Origin of the sequence: Microbispora rosea (assembly GCF_044460045.1) — a bacterium.
In the GTDB taxonomy this organism is placed as follows: domain Bacteria; phylum Actinomycetota; class Actinomycetes; order Streptosporangiales; family Streptosporangiaceae; genus Microbispora; species Microbispora rosea.
On record NZ_JBITJO010000001.1, the window covers coordinates 1,040,733 to 1,058,645 of the forward strand.

The following is a 17,913-nucleotide window of genomic DNA, read 5'->3' on the forward strand; positions in this document are numbered from 1 at the left end:
CCGGCTGGAGTCTCGCCAACCGACGCTGATCATCAATCGACACCAGCAGGGAGTTGCAGATGGACCCAAACCGCGCGCATGAGTTGATCGAGGCTGAACGTGCACGCATCAAGGAACTTCTCACGTACTCAGCCGCTGCGCGGGCGGCTGACCTGGACGCGGCCGCTGACGCGAGGACCTCGGTCTTCGATTCGGCGAGCCCGCTCGCCCAAGAGCTTCTTGACGATGCTGTAGCCGAGCAACTCAGCGCACGGTTGGCCGCACTCGATCGGGCCGGCGAGCGCCTGCGGGCCGGTACCTACGGAGTTTCGTTGCGCAGCGGCCGGCCGATCCCCGACGAGCGGCTTGAGGCTGACCCTGCGGCGGAGCTTCTCGTCGATGAGGCCGGGCACTAAGAGGTGGCGATCTTGACCTCGTACAGTGCAAACCCACCAACCGACCACGCTGCAAAGCGTAGGGCTCGTGAAAGGAGCGCATCTTATGCCTGAGGCACTTGAAGAACTACGGGTCGGCAACGACGAGCTCGTCGACGCTGATCACATGCCCGCTGCACTGACTGCCGGGACGCTTGTGTTCGGCGACGGTGCGACCCAGGTCTTCACCTCGGATGGACACACTACCTACACGGAGCATGGCCGACCGAGTCGGGGCGATTGGTGGGTGCTTGGCGACGGGAAGTTCGTGTCTTTCTGGCCCCCGGACTACCAGGCAACCTACGTGGTGCGCTGGGTCGTGGAGGAGGGCGTGATCACAGGGCTGACCTTCACGGAGACAGAACGTGGTGCTCGCTTCGAGGGACACTATCTGTGAGCCGTTTGTCGCCGTGCTGTCGGAGGTAGTTCCTCGGTGATGATCTGGCGCTCCTTCGGCCGAAGCCGGCCAGGGACGTTGTGTGGTCGTGCTGCCACCGACCCGCGGCGGCTCGCGAGCAGTCGACCTGGCATTCGTCACCGTCAATACCGGTGTGTCTTTCACCGAACGTAGTGATTCGCGGCGACAAGGTTGGTCCGAACCCGCCTGTGGTTCCCTGCCTCGCACCAACAGTGGCCCGAGCAGCAGCCACCGCCTGGCGCGAGCACGCCGAGCGCAACCCGCACCGTTGACGAGTCGGCACGGCTACGGCGCGGTGCGCATGGTTTGTGGCAGCCGTCGCCCCCCGGTTCTCGTCGATGCTGCCCACGTACCGAGGTCGCTGCCCATCAAGGTGGGCGAGCCCGGTGCGGCTATCGCCTCCGCCTCACCGTTGCCGGTACGGAGGATCTGGATCAGCTTGGAGTGATCCTCGGCGATGTGCGTACGCCGCTCTCGGTGCGCGCGCAGTCCCTGGTTGATGGCCTCGATCACGACGTTCGAGCCGGCTTCGCGTTGCCCGACCTGGGCTAGACCACCCTGGACGATCTCCTCGAGGGCGGGGAGGCCAGCCAGTCCGTGCGATGCCGCACGGGTCGGCCGGTCCGCTCATTACCGCATTAGGGCTCGCGCTCGCGCGTCGGCGATCGCTGCCGACAACGTCGCGAGGTTGTACGAGCCGTGGTGGCGCCGGCCGTTGATGAAGAAGGTCGGTGTCCCGGCCACGCCGGACAGGTCCGCTGACTCCGCGTCGCGAGCGACGCGCGCGGAGTGGCGGTGGTTGACCAGGTCCTCACGGAAGAGGTCGAGGTCGAGGTCGAGTGCTCGGGCATGCTCGAGCAGGTCGTGCGGCGCCAGCCGGTCCTGATGCTCCAGGAGCCGGTCGTGCATCTCCCAGAAGCGTCCTTGGGCTCCGGCCGCCTCGCTCGCCTCCGCGGCCAGCTGCGCATACGGGTGGACGTCGGTGAGAGGCAGATGCCGCCAGACGTAGCGCAGGTCGGTGTCGGCGAGGAGCTCGCGGACGATGGGCTCGGCACGTCCGCAGTAGGGGCACTCCAGGTCGCCGTACTCGACGAGCGTGACGGTGGCGCAGGCGGCGCCCCGGACATGGTCGTGCTCGGGGTCGACGTCGGTGCGCAGGTCCTGCAACGGGGCCGCCTGACCGAGCAGGGCACGGGCCCGGCGCTCCTCCGTCATCCGGGAGGTGCGGGCGAAGACGACGACCGAGACGGCGGTCGCCAGCACGGCCGCCGTGAGCACGCCGAGCTTGGCCTCGTCCAGGCGGTCGCCGCTCAGGGCCATGGCGGCGACGATGAAGGAGACGGTGAAGCCGATGCCCGCCAGGGTCCCGCTTCCCAAGACGCCGGTCCACCCCACCGCGGGCCTGACCGAGCCGCCGGTCAGCCGCTCTACCAGCCAGGAGACCAGCACGACGCCGACGGGCTTGCCGACGACGTAGGCCACCACGATCGCCCAGACGAGCGGGTGGGAGTAGGCGGAGGCGAGGAAGTCGGGATCGAGGGGGATGCCCGCGTTGGCGAGGGCGAACAGCGGTACGACGATGTTGCCGGTCCACGGGAGGAGGCGGCTCTGCAGCAGCGCGTTGGGAGACAGGCTCCGGATCACGCCGGCGTTGGCCGCTAGGGCGAGCTCCGCCGTCGGCTGCTCGCGGAAGCCGAGGAAGAGGTTGCTCGCCTCCTCGAGGTCTCCCCGGCTCGGCGCGTAGGCAGAGGTGGCCAGCCCCACGACGAGTCCCAGGATGATCGGGTCGACCCCGCTCTCGAGCAGGCCGACCCAGGCGACCGCGAGGAGCAGCACCGGCACGAGCACGGGGCGTGACCCCAACCGTCGGACCACGGCTACGGCGGCCAGCGCTACGAGGGCGAAGAACAGCAGGCGGAGGTTCACGTGGTCGGTGTAGGCGAGGGTGACGACCAGCAGCGCGACCACATCGTCGACGACGAAGACGGTCACCAGGAAGACGCGGAGCTGTTCGGGTAGGCCGCGGCCGACCAGGCTGAGCAGCCCCAGGGCGAGGGCGGTGTCGGTCGAGATGACCATGCCCCAGGCGCCGGCACCGTCGTGACCTCGAAGGATCACCAGATACAGCAGCGCGGGCACGAGCATGCCCGCCAGGCCCGCGGCGCAGGGGAGGAGGAAGCGGCGGCGCTCCCGCAGGTCGCCCAGGTCGAACTCGCGCCGCGCCTCCAGCCCGACGACGAGGAAGAAGATTGTCATCAGTCCGCTGTTGACCCAGACCCGCAGGCTCTCTCCGAGCTCGTGGTCGCCGAGGGTGAGGGTGAGGTGGGTCGACCACAGCCTCTCATAGCCCTCGGGGGAGGCGGTGCACCAGACCAGTGCCGCCACCACGGCGGCGCCGAGGGCGAAGGCGCTGGCGGACTCGGCGGCCGCGAAGGTCCGCAAGCCGCCGGCGAACCGGTGGGCCCGACGCGTGGTCTCGTCGTACGACACGACGACATGGTGACAGCACCGGCTGTCTCGCCGGCAACTGGCCCAAGTAGACGCTGTAGGCCTCGCGGTCCTCGGGCTGCCGGCCAGGCGCAGCCCGGAGTCGAGGGCCCCGCCGGAGGCAGGTTGTCAAGGTGGACGGCCCCGCCAAGCTCGGCTGGCGGTACGGGAGCGTTCCCGGACCCGGCGTCGACATCTCCAAGATCCAGGATGACTGCCGCGTGAAGGCGTACGGCGGCGGCCGCGCGCTCCGGCCCGGCCCGCAGTAACAACCCGGCGCGGGGCGGCGGGCGGCACCGCTTCGGGTGGCGCCCGCCGCCCCGCCGTCACGGCTGGACGTACCGCAGCCTGAGGGTGTCGACGTGGCCGGACCAGCGCAACGTCACGTGCCGGCAGCCCGCCTCCGGCAGGTCGACGCCCGACGGACCGGGCCCGCCGGGCACCTCGCGCGTGACAGGCGAGCCCGAGCCGTCCAGGCGCGCCTCGATCAGCAGGGGATCCCCGTCCTGGGATACCCGCGACACCCAGAGGATCTTGTTGCCGCGATCCTTGCCCGGCGGCGACGGCCAGGCGAGCTGCGCGGACGAGGCCGCGAGCGGACGGCGGAGACGACAGTGGACGCGGCGGACGCCCGGCTACGCAAGGGCGCCCGCCGCGGGGTTCTATGAGGCGTTTCCGAGAGTCGTCACACCTTGCGGGCGCGTCTGATCACGTGCTGGATCGCGTCCTGGTTCACGTGCTGGACCACTGGAGCCGCGCCGTTCAGAGCGCGACGATCCCCTCGCCGCCCACGGCGCCGGGCACGGTCACGGTGCCGACCTGGGTGAGGGAGCCGTCGGAGTTGACGCGGAAGGCGTTGACGTTCCCGTCCTTGCCGGTCTGCACGTAGAGGTAGCGGCCGTCGGAGGAGGCGGCGGCGTCCACGGTGCCGGCGTCGGTGGCGGTGGTGCCGAGGGCCTTGACCGTGCCTATTCCGGTGTCCCGGTATCCGGAGAGTGTGCCGCTGCCCGTGTTGGAGGCGTACAGCCAGGGGCCGGTCTTCACGATCCAGCAGGTCGCCGCCTGGCCGGTGGCGATCTGCTGGATTTGGGTCGCCGTGCCGGTGCGGCCGAGGGTGTAGGTCGCGACGGCGTTGGGCCCCGCTTGGGCGACGACCATGCGGCCGCCGTCGTCGAAGGTGAAGCCGAACGGGGCCGTGCCGTCCTCCGTGGTGGTGACCGGCTTGGCGGAGGGACCCAGGGGGCCGACGGCGAACACCTTGATGGCGTGGCCGTTTCCCTTGGTGGTGACCACGAGGTGGTCGCCGTCTGGGGTGAAGCCGACCTGGCCCGGGGTGGTGGTGAACTGCGGGGTGGCGGCGGGGTCGAGGTCGAGCCTGCGTTTCCAGGAGGGAACGCGCAGGATGCGGTCGCCGATCCGGCGGTAGCCCTGGATCGACCCTCCATCCAGGGCGTTCAGCACGTAGACGAGGTTTCCGTGAACGGTGACGCTGGCGGGGAACCTTCCGCCCGAGGACACGACCTGGGTGCGGGTGAGCCGGTCGCCGTGGACGGTGAAGACGGTGACGGTGTCGCTGCCCGCGTTGACCGCGTACAGCAGGCCGTGCTGCTGATCGTAGGTGAGGGAGCCCTGGGAGGCGAGGTGGTCGACGACCGAGCCGTCGAGTACGCCGCCGAGGCCGCCGGTCGCGTAGGTGCCCGCCTGGGTGAGGGAGCCGTCGCTGCCACGGTCATAGGCGACGACCGTGTTGCCCTGCAGGTCGTCGGTCTGGACGAACACCGGGTGGGCGTCCCCGCTCCGCGCCGATGCGGAGGCGGGGGCGGCGAGTGCGGCGGCCGCGGTGACGGCGACGCCGGCCAGGCTGAGGGCACGGACGGTGGTCTTCATGGTCTCCTCGTTCAAGGATGGGTAAAGACGAACGGTCCGTTAGTGGCCACGCGGCCCGAATGCTTACCGGCGGCCCGCCGAATTAACGATCAGTTTTCCGGTTCGTAACATCTGCCCTCCGATGCTTGCTTCCTGACGCCCAGCCCACCAGTACGACACAGGCCGGCGCCGACCTCGCGAACAACACGCCGGTCACCAGCAGCCAGAGGCTCGTCTCTGGTGGCATTCGGTCCTGCTGGGCCGAGTTCGCTAGTGCTGTGACCAGAAACGTTCACCGCGGGTGGGGCATGCATCCGCCACGGCAGGACCTGTTTCTCGGCGTCCGTTCCCACGGCCCGCACAGCACTAGCATCCGATTCCGTGATCGTATGGCTTAACGGCACCCACGGCGCAGGCAAGACGACGACCGCTGCACTCGTGCAGCAACTGATCCCGAATTCACGGGTGTTCAACGCCGAGAAGGTAGGCGAGACACTCATGGACATCACGCCGGGGCTGCCGGCGACCGACAACTTCCAGCACTGGCCGCCGTGGCGGCCACTCGTAGTCGAGACCGCCCGCCTCGTACTCGACTACACCGGCGGCACTCTCGTGATGCCCATGACTGTCCTGGTCGAGCAGTACTGGCGCGAGATCAGCACGGGCCTTACCCAACATGCCATCCCCGTGCGGCACTTCGTCCTCCACGCTGACCAGGACACTCTCCGCAGGCGCATCGAGGGGGACACTCTTCTCGGCCCCCGCCCCTCTCCCTTCCGTCTCAGATACCTTGAGCCCTACGCCGAGGCGGCCCGCACGTGGCTACACGGCGAGGCCGAGGTCGTCGACACCACGCACCTAACACCCGCCCAGGTAGCACTGCAGATCGCAGAGGCCGTCAAAAGTTGAGGTTCGCCCCCACGCGAAAACTGTGCGCCCCGGTGAACGCTTCCGGTGACAGCACGAGGCGATCAGCCCCGCCACCTACGGCGCGTGCTCTTGCTCGGCGATCACCTCGGGGCCGGAGTGCCCCCGCCGGAGGCACATTCATGCTCAGCCCTTTTCGGCCCTGTATCTCAAGCAGGGGAGCGTAGCGGCCGGCGCAACGCTGTAGGCGCCCGAAGGGCCGCGAAGCGGTTGGGCCGGCGGCGGAGTGGTGGGCGACGGCGCGTGTGTGATCGACGGGTTCGGTCGGTACGGCCTGGCGCTGGTTGCCGTGGGGCGGCCCGAGCCGCCGACGTCCGGGACCGGCCGGAGAGCCGCACGCCCGGACGGCGGGCGGGCGTGGGGCCGCCAGCGGCGGCGCGGAGCGCCGTCGCCTTGATCCCTCGCACGTACGGCGCGACTTCCGCAACGCCATCAAGGACGCCGAGGGGGTGAACCCCGCCGAGTGGACGCCCCGAGAGCTCCGGAACAGCTTCGTCTCGCTGCTGTCCGACAACGGCCTTCCCCTGGAGGAGATCTCCCGCCTAGTCGGCCACAGCAGTACAGCCACGACGGAAGCCGTCTACCGCAAGCAGATCCGCCCTGTCCTCCAGGGCGGTGCCGCGACCATGGACCGGATCTTCAAACAGGAATAGTGGCAGCAACGACGGAGGCCCCATCCGGAAAAAGTGGTGGGGCCTCATGTCGTACAGGCTCGCGATCCCTGAACAGGGGGCGTGCTGCCAATTACACCAACAACCGCCATGAGGACTCGAAGAGACGAGAATGTCTTGGACTTCAAGAGCTTAGAAACCATCTGCATGCACCTCTTCCTAAGGTCACGGAGTTCCGGAACCAGCAGCAGACATGCAGCAGCCACGGACCCTGCCTGCGGAAGCCACGGACTCGAACCGAGACTCCCCCCATTCAGGGATCACGAACACGGCCGTCCTAGCCACTTTAGGATCTCGGCCAGCATTCCTACGGTTTGAACCAGTCGGCTATCTGGCGGAGAGCCCCGGCCGGGTGCTGATCAGGAGGGTAGTCACTCAGTTAGTCACTCAGCAATGCAGAAGGCCGGTTCCGATCTTCGGAACCGGCCTCTCAGCTGGTACTACATGGTCGGGGTGGCGGGATTTGAACCCACGGCCTCTTCGTCCCGAACGAAGCGCGCTGCCAAGCTGCGCTACACCCCGGTCGCTTGGACTTTTCGTCCTGCGCCTCGGCAAGTCTAGCGGACTTTGCGGCTGCTTGTGTCATCCGGCACGACGGGGCGGCGGGGGACGAGCGTCAGCAGGGTCGCCTCGGGCGGGCAGGCGAAACGCGCGGGCGCGTACGGCGAGGTGCCGAGCCCGGCCGAGACGTGCAGCCAGGAGCTCTCGTGCCTGCTCAGCCCCTTGACGCGGGCGCGGTCGATCCCGCAGTTGGTCACCAGGGCGCCGTAGAAGGGAATGCACAGCTGTCCGCCGTGGGTGTGCCCGGCCAGCAGCAACTGGTATCCGTCCTGGGCGAAGCGGGACATGTTGCGTGGCTCGGGCGAGTGCATGACGCCGAGCCGCAGGTCGGCGTCCACCGGAGCCTGGCCCGCGATCTCGTCGTACCGGTCCCGGTCGATGTGGGAGTCGTGGATGCCGCCCACGTGGACGTCGAGGTCGGCCACCTTGAGGCGGGCCGTCGTGTTGTTCATGTCCAGCCAACCGGCCTCCCGCATCGCGGCGCCCAGCTCGGTCCACGGCAGGTTCGGCACGTGCTGCCGGGAGTCCCCCTTGGACGTACGCCACAGATAGCGAGCGGGGTTCTTCGGCCGGGGGGCGTAGAGGTCGTTGGAGCCGTAGACGAACAGGCCCGGCCGGTCGAGCAGCGGCTCCACGGCGTACATGTACGACTCGACGGCGTCGGGGTGTGCCAGCGTGTCGCCGGTGTTCACGACGAGGTCGGGGTCGAGCGCGGCCAGCGAACGCACCCACGTGATCAGCCGGCGACGCCGGGGCGTGAGGTGCAGATCGGAGATCTGCAGGATCCGGACCGGCCGCTGGCCCGGAGCCAGGACGGGGACGTCGAACCGGCGCAGCCGGAACCAGTTTCGCTCGATCACCGAGGCGTAGCCGACACCGGCAATGCCGAGGCCGAGGACGGACAGGGGAATCGCGGCTGCTTTCCTCACACAGCCATGATGCCCGACGTACGGCCCGCCTCCCGCATAACCTGGCGAAGTCGGGAGCCCGGGCACGGCAAGATGGACGCATGAGTGCGTTGAAGGACAAGCTGAAGGCCGACCTCGCGGCCTCGATGAAGGCCCGTGACGAGGTACGGCTCCGGACCATCCGGATGGCTCTGGCCGCCGTCAACGTCGAGGAGGTCGCCGGCAAGGAGGCCCGCGTGCTCTCCGACGACGAGGTCATCAAGGTGCTGACCCGCGAGGCCAAGAAGCGCCGGGAGGCCTCCGAGGCGTTCGCGGGCGCAGGGCGGGCCGAGCAGGCGCAGGCGGAGCTGGACGAGCAGGCGGTCCTGGAGGAGTACCTCCCCGCCCAGCTGAGCGACGACGAGCTGAACGCGCTCGTCGACGCGGCGATCGCCGAGAGCGGCGCGGAGGGCCCCAAGGCCATGGGCCAGGTCATGAAGATCCTGAACCCGAAGGTCGCGGGCCGCGCCGAGGGCGGCCGGGTCGCCCAGGCCGTACGCGCCCGCCTGTCCGCCTGAGGCCGAGGCCGAGGCCGGGAAACCCGGCGTCACGGCCGAGACCGGGAACTCCGCCTCGCAGCCGAGGCTGGAAACGCCTCACGGCGAGGCTGAAAAGCCGATGGGCCGCTCCCCGGAGAGAGGAGCGGCCCATCGGGAGAAGGATCACCCGAACGGGTTGAAGGGCGAGTCGCCGCCACCCGGGCCACCACGGCCTCCGCCGGGCCCGCCGCCGTGCCCACCACCGGGGCCGCCGCCACGGCCGTTGCCGAAACCGCCGCCGCCGGGACCGTCGCCATGATCGCCGCCGTCGCCCCGGTCGGACTTCGGCTTCGGCGGGGGAGCGCACTGGTGGGCGCAGCCGCCGAACCTCGACATGTCCGGCTTGACGAACGACGAGGGTTCGATGCCCTTGAGCGCCGACAGGAAGGTGGCCTTCCAGATCGGACCGGGGACGGTGGCACCGAAGACCGAGCCGTACGTCCGGCCTGCCATCACCTGTCCAGGGAGCGGATACCGAATCGGGCCGCGCGGGTCGCCGAGGCTGACCGCGCCCGCGAGGTCGGGGGTGAACCCGGCGAACCAGACGGTGCGCGACTCGTCGCCGGTACCGGTCTTGCCGGCGGCGTCCCGGCCGATGCCGCCGACGGCCGACATGGTGCCCTTGGTGAACACGCCCGACATGATGTAGGTGGCGGCGTCCGCGATCTCGGCCTCGATGGCCTGTTTGCAGGACGGCTTGAACGAGGTCACCTTGTTGTAGCGGTCGGTGATCTCAGTGATCGCCATGGGCTTGCAGTACTTCCCGCGTGCCGCGACGGCCGCGTACGCGCTGGCCACGGTCACCGGATCCATCTCGTTGAAGCCGAGCGTGAACGTCTGGAACTCGCGCAGTTTCGCGCCGTCGGCGCGCTTGATGCCGAAGTCCTTGGCGGTCTTCACGACGTCGCAGAGCCCCACCCTCTGCTCCAGGGTCATGAAGAAGGTGTTCACCGACTTCAAGGTGCCGGTCTGCAGGGTCAGGAACCCGCCGCTGCCGCCCTCGGAGTTGTGCTGGACGACCCGGGGGTCACCGACCAGGTTGCCGTCGCAGTCCTTGAAGGCCGAGGGACCGCTGGCCTGGAAGGTCGCGCCGGTGCTGATGCCGTCGTTGATCTTCCACCCCTCCTTCAAGGCGGTGAGCAGCGTGAACACCTTGAAGGTCGATCCTGCCTGGAAGCCCGCGCCGCCGCCGTGCTGCGCGTCGGCCACGACGTTGATCGACATCTCGTTCTTCTTCTTGCTGGTGCCGAACCTCCGGCTGGCGGCCATCGCCCTGATGGCACCCGTGCCCGGTTCGACCAGGGCCTCGGAGGCGACCGGCTTGTCCGACGGGTGGACGTACTTCTTGATCGCCGTATCGGCGGCCTTCTGCATCTTCCGGTTCAGCGTGGTGCGGATCGTCAGGCCGCCGCGGGCCAGGAAGTCCTGACGGGCCTTCTTGGTCTTGCCGAACTGCTGGTCGTTGAGGATCTCGTTGCGCACGTACAGGCAGAAGTACGGGTAGTCGCTCTCCTCGCAGCCGCCGGGGATCTCCTTGTCCTTCCACCCCAGCTTCTTCTTCTTGGCCGCGTCACGCTCGGCCTCGGTGATGATGTGCAGCTCCTGCATGCGGTCGAGCACGACGTTGCGCCGAGTCAGCAGCCGGTCGCGGAACTCCTTGCCCCGGTTGGGGTCGGTGGCGTTCGGGTCCTGTACGGCTCCCGCCAGCGTGGCGGCCTCGCTCAGGCTCAGATCGGAGGCGTGCTTGCCGAAGAAGCGCTTGGACGCCGCCTCGATGCCGTACGCGCTGGCGCCGAAATAGGCGATGTTGAGATAGCGGTTGAGGATCTCGTCCTTGCTGTACTTCTGCTCGATCCCCATCGCGTAGCGGATCTCGTTGAGCTTGCGACCGACGGTCGGCGCGACTGCGGCGGCCTTCTGCTCGTCGGTCTCCGCCTTGTTGTACAGCACCTGCTTCACGTACTGCTGCGTGATGGACGAGCCGCCCTGCGTCACCCCACCCGTGGTTAAGTTCCTGACGAGGGCGCGGGTGGTGCCCTCGACGTCGAGCGGGCCGTGTTCGTAGAAACGGAAGTCCTCGATCGCCACGATCGCTTTACGCATGATCGGCGCGATACGGTCCATCGGGACCGATTCCCGGTTCTCGAAGTAGAACTGGGCGATCTGCTTGCCGTCCGCGTCGAGCAGGACCGTCTTCTCGGGCAGCGGCGGTTCGTCGAGTTTCGCCGGCTTGAGGCTCAGGGTCTCGATGCTCGATTTGACCGTGACGCCGGCCCCGCCCACGGCGGGTAGTGCAATCGCCGCCGCCAGCACTCCCGCGACGCCCGCGGCGCCGACGAGGCGCAGGGCCGCACCTGTCCGGGATGCCAGAGATTTGCCGTGAGCTTGCACGGATCCAAGGGTACGTCCGTTTGGTGACTCTCCCGGCATCGACATCACAGCTCCGCATTACCCCTTGGCGGGGGGGACTAGTCATTCCCGGCCACATGGCCTGACATGACCATGCACGAATTTGGTCCCCCCGGGGTATGTCGGTTCGATCGTTTCGTTGCGTACTTTCTCCTCTGCGGCTACTGCAACCAGGAGGCCCGACGCCCGCGCCCGTCGGCCGAAACGACGACTGACCACCTAAGGGGAGTGGGGTCGAACATGTGGATCACGGATTGGACCTCCCGTGCCGCCTGCCGAGGTGCGGATCCTGACGCACTCTTCGTGCAAGGCGCCGCCCAGAACCGGGCAAAGCTCATCTGCCGTGGATGCCCCGTCCGTACCGAATGCCTCGCCGATGCGCTGGACAACCGCATCGAGTTCGGGGTGTGGGGCGGGATGACGGAGAGGGAACGGCGTGCGCTGCTCAGGCGCAGGCCGGATGTGGAGTCCTGGCGAGACCTGCTGGAGTCCGCCAAGGAAGAGTACGAGCGCACCAACGAGTTGATCGCCGGCTGAGCCCGGCGCGGCGTCCCGCGGCGAAGCGGGGCGCCGGACGTCGCGTCTCCAGACAGGATGTCGCGTCTTGAGGACGGATGTCGCGTCTTCAGGACGCGAGGAGTTGCCCGATCTGGCGAAGTCCCGCCAGATCGTGCACATCCTCGGGCATCGCGGGCACCTGTGCGATGGGCACCGTCGGGTGCGCCGAGGTGAAGTGCTCCTGCTGGCGCTGCTCCCGTGAGGCGAGCTGCATCCTTCCGGCGTGCAACCGCAGCACGGCCGCGGTGAGTTCGTGCTCGCCCTTGGCGTCCAGGTCTTCGGCGGCGGCGGAGCTGCGCGCCGCCGACAGTGACGGCGCCAGCGGCCGGTGCACGCGGTTGACGACCAGCCCGGCGAGCGGCATGCGCTCGTCGGCAAGCCGCTCCACGAAGTAGGACGCCTCGCGCATCGCGTCGCGCTCGGGCGCGGCGACGACGAGGAACGCCGTGCCGGGCGCCTGGAGCAGCCGGTACGTCTGCTCGGCACGCTGTCGGAAACCGCCGAACACCGCGTCGAGCGCGGTGACGAACATCTGGATGTCGCGGAGCACCTGGGCCCCGATCACCTTGGTCAGGATGCCCGCGACCATGCCGAAACCGGCGTTGAGCAGCTTGAACGCGCTGCGCCCGCCCGCCTTGGCCGGCGCCGTGAGGATGCGGATCAGCCTGCCGTCCAGGAACCGGCCGAGGCGCTCGGGGGCGTCGAGGAAGTCGAGCGCCGACCGCGACGGCGGGGTGTCCACCACGATCAGGTCCCACTCGTTCGAACGGCGCAGCTGGCCCAGCTTCTCCATCGCCATGTACTCCTGCGTGCCGGAGAAGCTGGACGACAACGACTGGTAGAAGGGGTTCGTCAGGATCTGCTGGGCGCGCTCGGGGTCGGCGTGGGCCTCGATGATCTCGTCGAAGGTCCGCTTCATGTCGAGCATCATGGCGTGCAGCTCGCCGCCGGCCTCTCCGGCGCCGTCCACATCGTGGACGCGCCTGGGGGTGTTGTCGAGCTCGGTCAGGCCCATGGCCTGGGCGAGCCGCCTGGCGGGGTCCACGGTCAGGACGACCACCGAGCGGCCCCGTTCGGCGGCGCGCAGCCCGAGGGCCGCGGCCGTCGTGGTCTTGCCGACACCGCCCGAACCGCAGCACACGATGATCCGGGTGTCCGGATCATCCAGGATCGCGTCGATGTCCAGCGCGGGCGCCGTCCTCGTCACAGCTCAGCCTCTCACTCGATGCACTCGATCAGCAGGTCACGCAGGGCACAGCAGCACAGTTCACGCGACAGACTGGGCCCGCAGCGCGTCGGCCAGCTCGTAGAGCCCGGCCAGGTCGGCGCCGTCGGGCAGCAGCGGCAGGTCGTACCGCGGCACGCCGGCCTCCTCCAGCGCGACGCGCTCGCGCTTTTCCAGCTCGGTCCGCAGGGCGTGCTCGGTCACCTCGCGGGCGAGCGCCTCGGCGACCGCGGAGGAGTCGGCCGTGACGTCCGTCAGCCCGGCCGCCTTGAGGCCCAGCGCGAGCTCGGCCGAGTCGAACCGGCCCCGGCTGGCCGCCTCCAGCACACCCTCGGGCAGCCCGGCGGGGCGCACCATGTTGACGAACACGCCGCCCACCGGCAGGCCGGTCGTGCGCAGCTCCTCGATGCCGTCCAGCGTCTCCTGGACGGGCATCTCCTCCAGGAGCGTCACGAAGTGGACCGCCGTCTCGGGGGAGGCGAGGACGCCCCGCACCAGGTCGGCGTGGTTCTTGATCGGCCCGACCCGGGCCAGCCCGGCGACCTCCTGCGTCACGTTCAGGAAGCGGGCGATCCGGCCGGTCGGGGGCGCGTCCATGACGATCGCGTCGTACACCCTCCGGCCCAGCTTGTCGCGACGCCGTACGGCCTCGCTGGTCTTGCCGGTGACCAGGACGTCCCGCAGGCCGGGGGCGATGGTCGTGGCGAAGTCGACCACGCCCATGCGGGTCAGCGCCTTGCCCACGCGCTTGATGCCGTAGAACATCTCGAGATAGTCGAGCATGGCCTCTTCGGGGTCGACGGCCAGCGCGTACACGTCCCCGCCGCCGGGCGCCACGGCGATCTTGCGTTCCTCGTACGGCAGCGGCGGCAGGTCGAACGCCTGGGCGATGCCCTGCCGTCCCTCGACCTCGACGAGCAGCACCTTGCGCCCGCCCGCCGCCAGGGCCAGCGCGAGCGCGGCGGCGACCGTCGTCTTCCCGGTGCCGCCCTTGCCGCTCACTATGTGCAGGCGCACGCCGTCCCAGTCGGTGTCACGGGCCTCCCCGTTGCTCCCGCCGCGACTGCTGGTCGGCTGACTCACCGTGCCTCCTCCGGACGGCCGGCGAGATCGCGTCCGCGGGTCGTCGCGCGGTGGTTCCCGTCGGCGTGCCTGCTCCACTCGCCCACGTGAGGAAGGCTACCCAAGGGTCACCTGCCGATACGCGGGGGTCGTCCCCAGTAGGGACCCGGAGGTACGGCTTGCGCGTGGATGGGGTAAGGGTTCGCCAATGCGCGCTTGCCCAGTGCCGAGTCCCGGTCCGCACCTGATCGTCCCGATCGTCGACCGCACGCAAAAAGTGCACATGGGGATCCTCGCGATGAGGTGCCCGTGTGGATGTCCTCCGCCCCGGCCGGCCTGCCCGGCACGCCGTTCGACGCGGACGCCCGCACGCCTCGCGGCGAACGGCGTTCCTGAGCGCCCCCGGCGCGCCGTGCATCGATAGCCTTTGCCCATGACCAAGTGGGAATACGTCACCGTGCCGTTGCTCACGCACGCCACGAAGCAGATTCTGGACAACTGGGGCGAAGACGGGTGGGAGCTCGTCTCGGTCATTCCGGGGCCCAACCCCGAGCAACTGGTCGCCTACATGAAGCGGCCGAAGTGATGGCCACCCCGGAGGAGCGCCTCGCCGAGCTCGGGCTCACGCTGCCCGAGGTCGTGCCCCCGCTGGCCGCGTACGTGCCCGCCGTACGGACGGGCGATCACGTCTACACCTCCGGCCAGCTTCCGCTCGTGAAGGGCGAGCTGGGCGTCACCGGCAAGGTCGGCGCGGAGGTCTCGGCCGAGGAGGCCAAGGAACAGGCGCGCATCTGCGCGGTCAACGCCCTGGCGGCCATCAAGGCGCTGGTGGGTGACCTGTCGCAGGTCGTGCGGATCGTGAAGGTGGTCGGGTTCGTCGCGAGCGCTCCCGGTTTCACCGGACAGCCGCAGGTCGTCAACGGCGCCAGCGAGCTGCTCGGCGAGGTGTTCGGCGAGGCGGGCAAGCACGCGAGGAGCGCGGTCGGCGTGGCGGTCCTCCCGCTCGACGCCCCGGTCGAGGTGGAGGTCATCGCGGAGGTCCGCTGACCGTACGGCGGGCCGGAACCGGGGTTTGCGGTTCCGTGAACGCGTGGGGGAGCATGGGGGCCGGTTGACCCGATTGTTGTTCTGGAGGGCCTCATGGGGTTTCCGCTGCCCGGCGAGGTCGGCGAACGGGCGCGGGAGTTCCTCGCCGGCCGCCTGGCTCCCGTCCCCGCCAGGGACGCGGCGACGGTGGTGTTGCTGCGTGACAGCCCTCTGGAGGTGTACCTCCTCAGGCGCAAGGCCACGATGGCCTTCGCCGCCGGCGCCTACGTGTTCCCCGGCGGGTCGGTCGACCCGCGGGACGCCGACCACATGGTGGCCTGGGCGGGCCCGTCGCCCGCCGAGTGGGGCGAGGTCTTCCGGGCCGACGAGCGCACGGCCCGGGGCCTCGTCTGCGCCGCCGTACGCGAGACGTTCGAGGAGTCGGGCGTGCTCCTGGCCGGGCCCGGCCGGGACACGGTGGTGACGGACACGACCGGCCCGGACTGGGAGGCCGACCGCCTCGCGCTGATCGCGCGCACGCTGTCGTTCGCCGAGTTCCTCGACCGGCGTGGTCTCGTGCTCAGGTCCGACCTGCTCAAGGCGTGGGCGCACTGGATCACGCCCGTCATGGAGCCCCGGCGCTTCGACACCCGCTTCTTCGTGGCGGCTCTGCCTCCCGGGCAGCGTACGCGTGACGTGGGCGGGGAGGCGTCGGGGGTGGCCTGGATGCGGCCGGGCGACGCGCTGGCCGCCGCGAGGGCGGGAACGGCGCGCATGCTGCCGCCCACCTTCCGGACGCTGACCGAGATGGCGGCGTTCGAGTCGGCCGGCGACGTGCTCGCCTGCCCCCGGTCGATCACGACCGTCATGCCGGAGCCCGCCGAGGTGGACGGGCGGATGGTGCTCGTGATTCCCGAGAGCTGATGATTCCTGAGAGCTGATGATTCCCGAGACAGGAAAGGCGGCCGAGTGAGCGGCCTGCGCATCCCCGGACCGGACGGCGTCGGTGGTGGCGGCGCCGGTCGTGACGCCTCCGGGGGCCTTGACGGCGCGGGCACGGCGAGCGCCGTGAACGTGCTGGCGCCCAATCCGTCGCCGATGACCCTCGACGGCACCAACACGTGGATCGTCGGCGGGGCGGACGCCGTACTGGTCGTGGACCCCGGCCCGGACGACGAGGCGCACCTGCGGCGGGTCGCCGAGCGGGTGGACGGCCGCCGGGTGACCGCCGTCCTGCTCACGCATGGCCACCCCGACCACAGTGAGGGCGCGACGACGCTCAGGCGGATGCTGGGCGCGCCGGTGCGGGCGCTCGACCCGCGCCTCCGCCTGGGCGATGAGGGACTGGCCGACGGCGACGTGGTGACGGCGGGCGACGTGGAGGTCCGGGTCGTCGGCACGCCCGGGCACTCGTTCGACTCGCTGTGCTTCTGGCTGCCCGGCGACCGGGCGATCCTGACCGGCGACACGATCCTCGGCCGGGGGACGACCGTCATCGCGCCCGACGGGGATCTCGGCGACTACCTGCGCAGCCTGGACAGGCTCAGGCAGGGCGCCGAGATGCTGGAGGCCGCGGTGTTGCTGCCGGGGCACGGGCCCGTCCTGCCCGATCCATCCGGGGTGCTCGACGCGTACATCGCCCACCGGCGCGAGCGGCTGGACCAGATCCGCGAGGCGATCCGCAGGGGCGCGAGAGACGCGCGCGAGATCGTGGAGATGGTCTACGCCGACGTGGATCGGTCACTGTGGCCGGCCGCCGAGATGTCGGTGGCGGCCCAGCTCAACTACCTCAAGACGCTCTAGCGGTCAGCGGGAGCGGTTGAAGAGCCGCTCCCTGTCCATGATCACGACGGCCTTGGCCTCGATGCGCAGCCAGCCGCGCTGGGCGAAGTCGGCCAAGGCCTTGTTGACCGTCTCCCGCGAGGCGCCCACAAGTTGGGCGAGCTCCTCCTGGGTGAGGTCGTGGTGCACCCGGATGCCGTCGTCGGTCTTCTGCCCGAAGCGGTCGGCCAGATCGAGGAGCTGCTTGGCGACGCGGCCGGGGACGTCGGTGAAGACGAGGTCCGCGAGCACGTCGTTGGTGCGGCGCAGCCGCTGGGCCAGGGCGCGCAGCAGGTGGAGGGCGACCTCGGGCCGGCCGGTCAGCCACGGCCGCAGGTCGTCGTGGCCGAGCCCGGCCAGGCGCACGTCGGTCAGCGCGATGGCAGAGGCCGTACGCGGGCGGGGGTCGAACAGCGACAGCTCGCCGAACATCTCGCCGGGGCCGAGCACGCTCAGCAGGTTCTCCCGGCCGTCCGGGGCGGTGCGCGCCAGCTTGATCTTGCCTTCGAGCACCACGTAGAGCCGGTCGCCCGTCTCGTTCTCACTGAAGAGGGTGCGGCCCTTGGGCAGCTCCACCTCGGTGATGCTCGTACGCAGAGCCGCGGCGCTCTCGCGGTCGAGCGCGGAGAACAGCGGCGCCTTGCTCAGTACTTCCTCGGTGCTCACGGTGCCTCCTTGCTGCGGGCGCGCTCGGTCGCCGGCTCCGTGCTAGCCATTGTGACCCACACCTTCCACGACGTATTGCGGGGTGTCCCGTTACGTCGCATGGGCATGGCTCCCGGCTCGCACTGGTGTGCGTCGTGCCTGGCGAAACAACACAATCTTGGCGGAAACCTATCCTTACGCCCACTGCGCGCTCGACCGGCTCGGGCAGCCGGTCGTCCCCCTACGGGCACAGTGTATTGCGCAGCGTAGGGACAAATTGGCAAATACAGGCTGGATATGTGGCATGTGTGGCAAGCCATGACCTGGGCGCGGGCCGA

The 17,913-nt window shown here is 69.6% G+C and carries 20 protein-coding genes and 1 tRNA gene; 11 read left to right on the plus strand and 10 right to left on the minus strand.

Annotation, left to right across the window (positions count from 1 at the left end; translation table 11 throughout):
• The first annotated feature begins 59 nt into the window (after window positions 1–59).
• Together ACIBK1_RS05010 and ACIBK1_RS05015 are read left to right on the plus strand one after the other, a co-directional pair.
• Window positions 60–395, plus strand: coding sequence for a TraR/DksA family transcriptional regulator (locus ACIBK1_RS05010; protein WP_051761659.1), 336 nt, complete (start codon window positions 60–62; stop codon window positions 393–395).
• An 85-nt stretch (window positions 396–480) separates the two neighbouring features.
• Window positions 481–810 (plus strand): hypothetical protein, encoded by a 330-nt coding sequence (locus ACIBK1_RS05015; RefSeq protein ID WP_357312758.1) that lies wholly within the window; start codon window positions 481–483, stop codon window positions 808–810.
• Between the two features lie 306 nt (window positions 811–1,116).
• Here ACIBK1_RS05015 and ACIBK1_RS05020 read toward each other — a convergent pair whose 3' ends face one another.
• Both ACIBK1_RS05020 and ACIBK1_RS05025 read right to left on the minus strand, forming a co-directional pair.
• Entirely contained in the window at window positions 1,117–1,344 is a 228-nt protein-coding gene (locus tag ACIBK1_RS05020) for a hypothetical protein (protein ID WP_396732413.1), read from the minus strand.
• Window positions 1,345–1,461: 117 nt separating this feature from the next.
• Entirely contained in the window at window positions 1,462–3,321 is a 1,860-nt protein-coding gene (locus ACIBK1_RS05025) for a Na+/H+ antiporter NhaA (RefSeq protein ID WP_396732415.1), read from the minus strand.
• A gap of 131 nt (window positions 3,322–3,452) precedes the next feature.
• On the opposite strand from ACIBK1_RS05025, the gene ACIBK1_RS05030 reads away from it, so the two are divergent.
• The gene (locus ACIBK1_RS05030) at window positions 3,453–3,587 is read left to right on the plus strand and encodes a hypothetical protein (RefSeq protein ID WP_396732418.1); all 135 of its coding nucleotides are present in this window, start codon (window positions 3,453–3,455) and stop codon (window positions 3,585–3,587) included.
• 57 nt (window positions 3,588–3,644) lie between these two features.
• On the opposite strand, the gene ACIBK1_RS05035 is transcribed toward ACIBK1_RS05030, so the two are convergent.
• Together ACIBK1_RS05035 and ACIBK1_RS05040 are read right to left on the minus strand one after the other, a co-directional pair.
• A complete protein-coding gene (locus ACIBK1_RS05035) occupies window positions 3,645–3,842 on the minus strand; it encodes a hypothetical protein (RefSeq protein ID WP_396732420.1) in 198 nt (65 codons plus the stop codon).
• Window positions 3,843–4,080: 238 nt separating this feature from the next.
• Window positions 4,081–5,205, minus strand: coding sequence for a lactonase family protein (locus tag ACIBK1_RS05040; RefSeq protein ID WP_396732423.1), 1,125 nt, complete (start codon window positions 5,203–5,205; stop codon window positions 4,081–4,083).
• A gap of 360 nt (window positions 5,206–5,565) precedes the next feature.
• On the opposite strand from ACIBK1_RS05040, the gene ACIBK1_RS05045 reads away from it, so the two are divergent.
• Window positions 5,566–6,093 carry an AAA family ATPase gene (locus ACIBK1_RS05045; protein ID WP_363528275.1) on the plus strand — a complete coding sequence of 176 codons (528 nt, stop codon included), beginning with the start codon at window positions 5,566–5,568 and terminating at the stop codon, window positions 6,091–6,093.
• Between the two features lie 302 nt (window positions 6,094–6,395).
• The gene (locus ACIBK1_RS05050; RefSeq protein WP_396732428.1) at window positions 6,396–6,764 is read left to right on the plus strand and encodes a tyrosine-type recombinase/integrase; all 369 of its coding nucleotides are present in this window, start codon (window positions 6,396–6,398) and stop codon (window positions 6,762–6,764) included.
• A 463-nt stretch (window positions 6,765–7,227) separates the two neighbouring features.
• Here ACIBK1_RS05050 and ACIBK1_RS05055 read toward each other — a convergent pair.
• Window positions 7,228–7,304 (minus strand) — tRNA-Pro (locus tag ACIBK1_RS05055).
• A 35-nt stretch (window positions 7,305–7,339) separates the two neighbouring features.
• Window positions 7,340–8,272, minus strand: coding sequence for a metallophosphoesterase (locus tag ACIBK1_RS05060; RefSeq protein ID WP_030506752.1), 933 nt, complete (start codon window positions 8,270–8,272; stop codon window positions 7,340–7,342).
• An 80-nt stretch (window positions 8,273–8,352) separates the two neighbouring features.
• On the opposite strand from ACIBK1_RS05060, the gene ACIBK1_RS05065 reads away from it, so the two are divergent.
• On the plus strand, window positions 8,353–8,808 hold the full coding sequence (locus ACIBK1_RS05065) for a GatB/YqeY domain-containing protein (RefSeq protein WP_030506753.1): 456 nt from the start codon (window positions 8,353–8,355) through the stop codon (window positions 8,806–8,808).
• A gap of 144 nt (window positions 8,809–8,952) precedes the next feature.
• Here ACIBK1_RS05065 and ACIBK1_RS05070 read toward each other — a convergent pair whose 3' ends face one another.
• A complete protein-coding gene (locus ACIBK1_RS05070) occupies window positions 8,953–11,220 on the minus strand; it encodes a transglycosylase domain-containing protein (protein ID WP_396732431.1) in 2,268 nt (755 codons plus the stop codon).
• Between the two features lie 258 nt (window positions 11,221–11,478).
• On the opposite strand from ACIBK1_RS05070, the gene ACIBK1_RS05075 reads away from it, so the two are divergent.
• On the plus strand, window positions 11,479–11,775 hold the full coding sequence (locus ACIBK1_RS05075; protein WP_030506755.1) for a WhiB family transcriptional regulator: 297 nt from the start codon (window positions 11,479–11,481) through the stop codon (window positions 11,773–11,775).
• 88 nt (window positions 11,776–11,863) lie between these two features.
• On the opposite strand, the gene ACIBK1_RS05080 is transcribed toward ACIBK1_RS05075, so the two are convergent.
• Both ACIBK1_RS05080 and ACIBK1_RS05085 read right to left on the minus strand, forming a co-directional pair.
• Window positions 11,864–13,003 carry an ArsA family ATPase gene (locus ACIBK1_RS05080; RefSeq protein WP_076440093.1) on the minus strand — a complete coding sequence of 380 codons (1,140 nt, stop codon included), beginning with the start codon at window positions 13,001–13,003 and terminating at the stop codon, window positions 11,864–11,866.
• A gap of 60 nt (window positions 13,004–13,063) precedes the next feature.
• Window positions 13,064–14,104 (minus strand): ArsA family ATPase, encoded by a 1,041-nt coding sequence (locus tag ACIBK1_RS05085; RefSeq protein WP_076440091.1) that lies wholly within the window; start codon window positions 14,102–14,104, stop codon window positions 13,064–13,066.
• Window positions 14,105–14,516: 412 nt separating this feature from the next.
• Here ACIBK1_RS05085 and ACIBK1_RS05090 point away from each other — a divergent pair, with 412 nt between their 5' ends.
• From ACIBK1_RS05090 to ACIBK1_RS05105, 4 genes are all read left to right on the plus strand, one after another.
• Window positions 14,517–14,669: a DUF4177 domain-containing protein gene (locus tag ACIBK1_RS05090; protein ID WP_076440089.1), complete on the plus strand. Its 153-nt coding sequence runs from the start codon at window positions 14,517–14,519 to the stop codon at window positions 14,667–14,669.
• Window positions 14,669–15,130, plus strand: a complete 462-nt coding sequence (locus ACIBK1_RS05095) for a RidA family protein (RefSeq protein WP_030506758.1) — start codon at window positions 14,669–14,671, stop codon at window positions 15,128–15,130. Before ACIBK1_RS05090 ends, ACIBK1_RS05095 begins: the two co-directional genes overlap by 1 nt.
• Window positions 15,131–15,223: 93 nt before the next feature.
• Window positions 15,224–16,033: an NUDIX hydrolase gene (locus ACIBK1_RS05100; protein WP_030506759.1), complete on the plus strand. Its 810-nt coding sequence runs from the start codon at window positions 15,224–15,226 to the stop codon at window positions 16,031–16,033.
• Between the two features lie 45 nt (window positions 16,034–16,078).
• Complete coding sequence (locus tag ACIBK1_RS05105) at window positions 16,079–16,912, plus strand: MBL fold metallo-hydrolase (protein ID WP_396732436.1); 834 nt, start codon at window positions 16,079–16,081, stop codon at window positions 16,910–16,912.
• Window positions 16,913–16,915: 3 nt separating this feature from the next.
• Here ACIBK1_RS05105 and ACIBK1_RS05110 read toward each other — a convergent pair whose 3' ends face one another.
• Window positions 16,916–17,596, minus strand: a complete 681-nt coding sequence (locus ACIBK1_RS05110) for a Crp/Fnr family transcriptional regulator (protein ID WP_030506761.1) — start codon at window positions 17,594–17,596, stop codon at window positions 16,916–16,918.
• Window positions 17,597–17,913 lie beyond the last annotated feature (317 nt).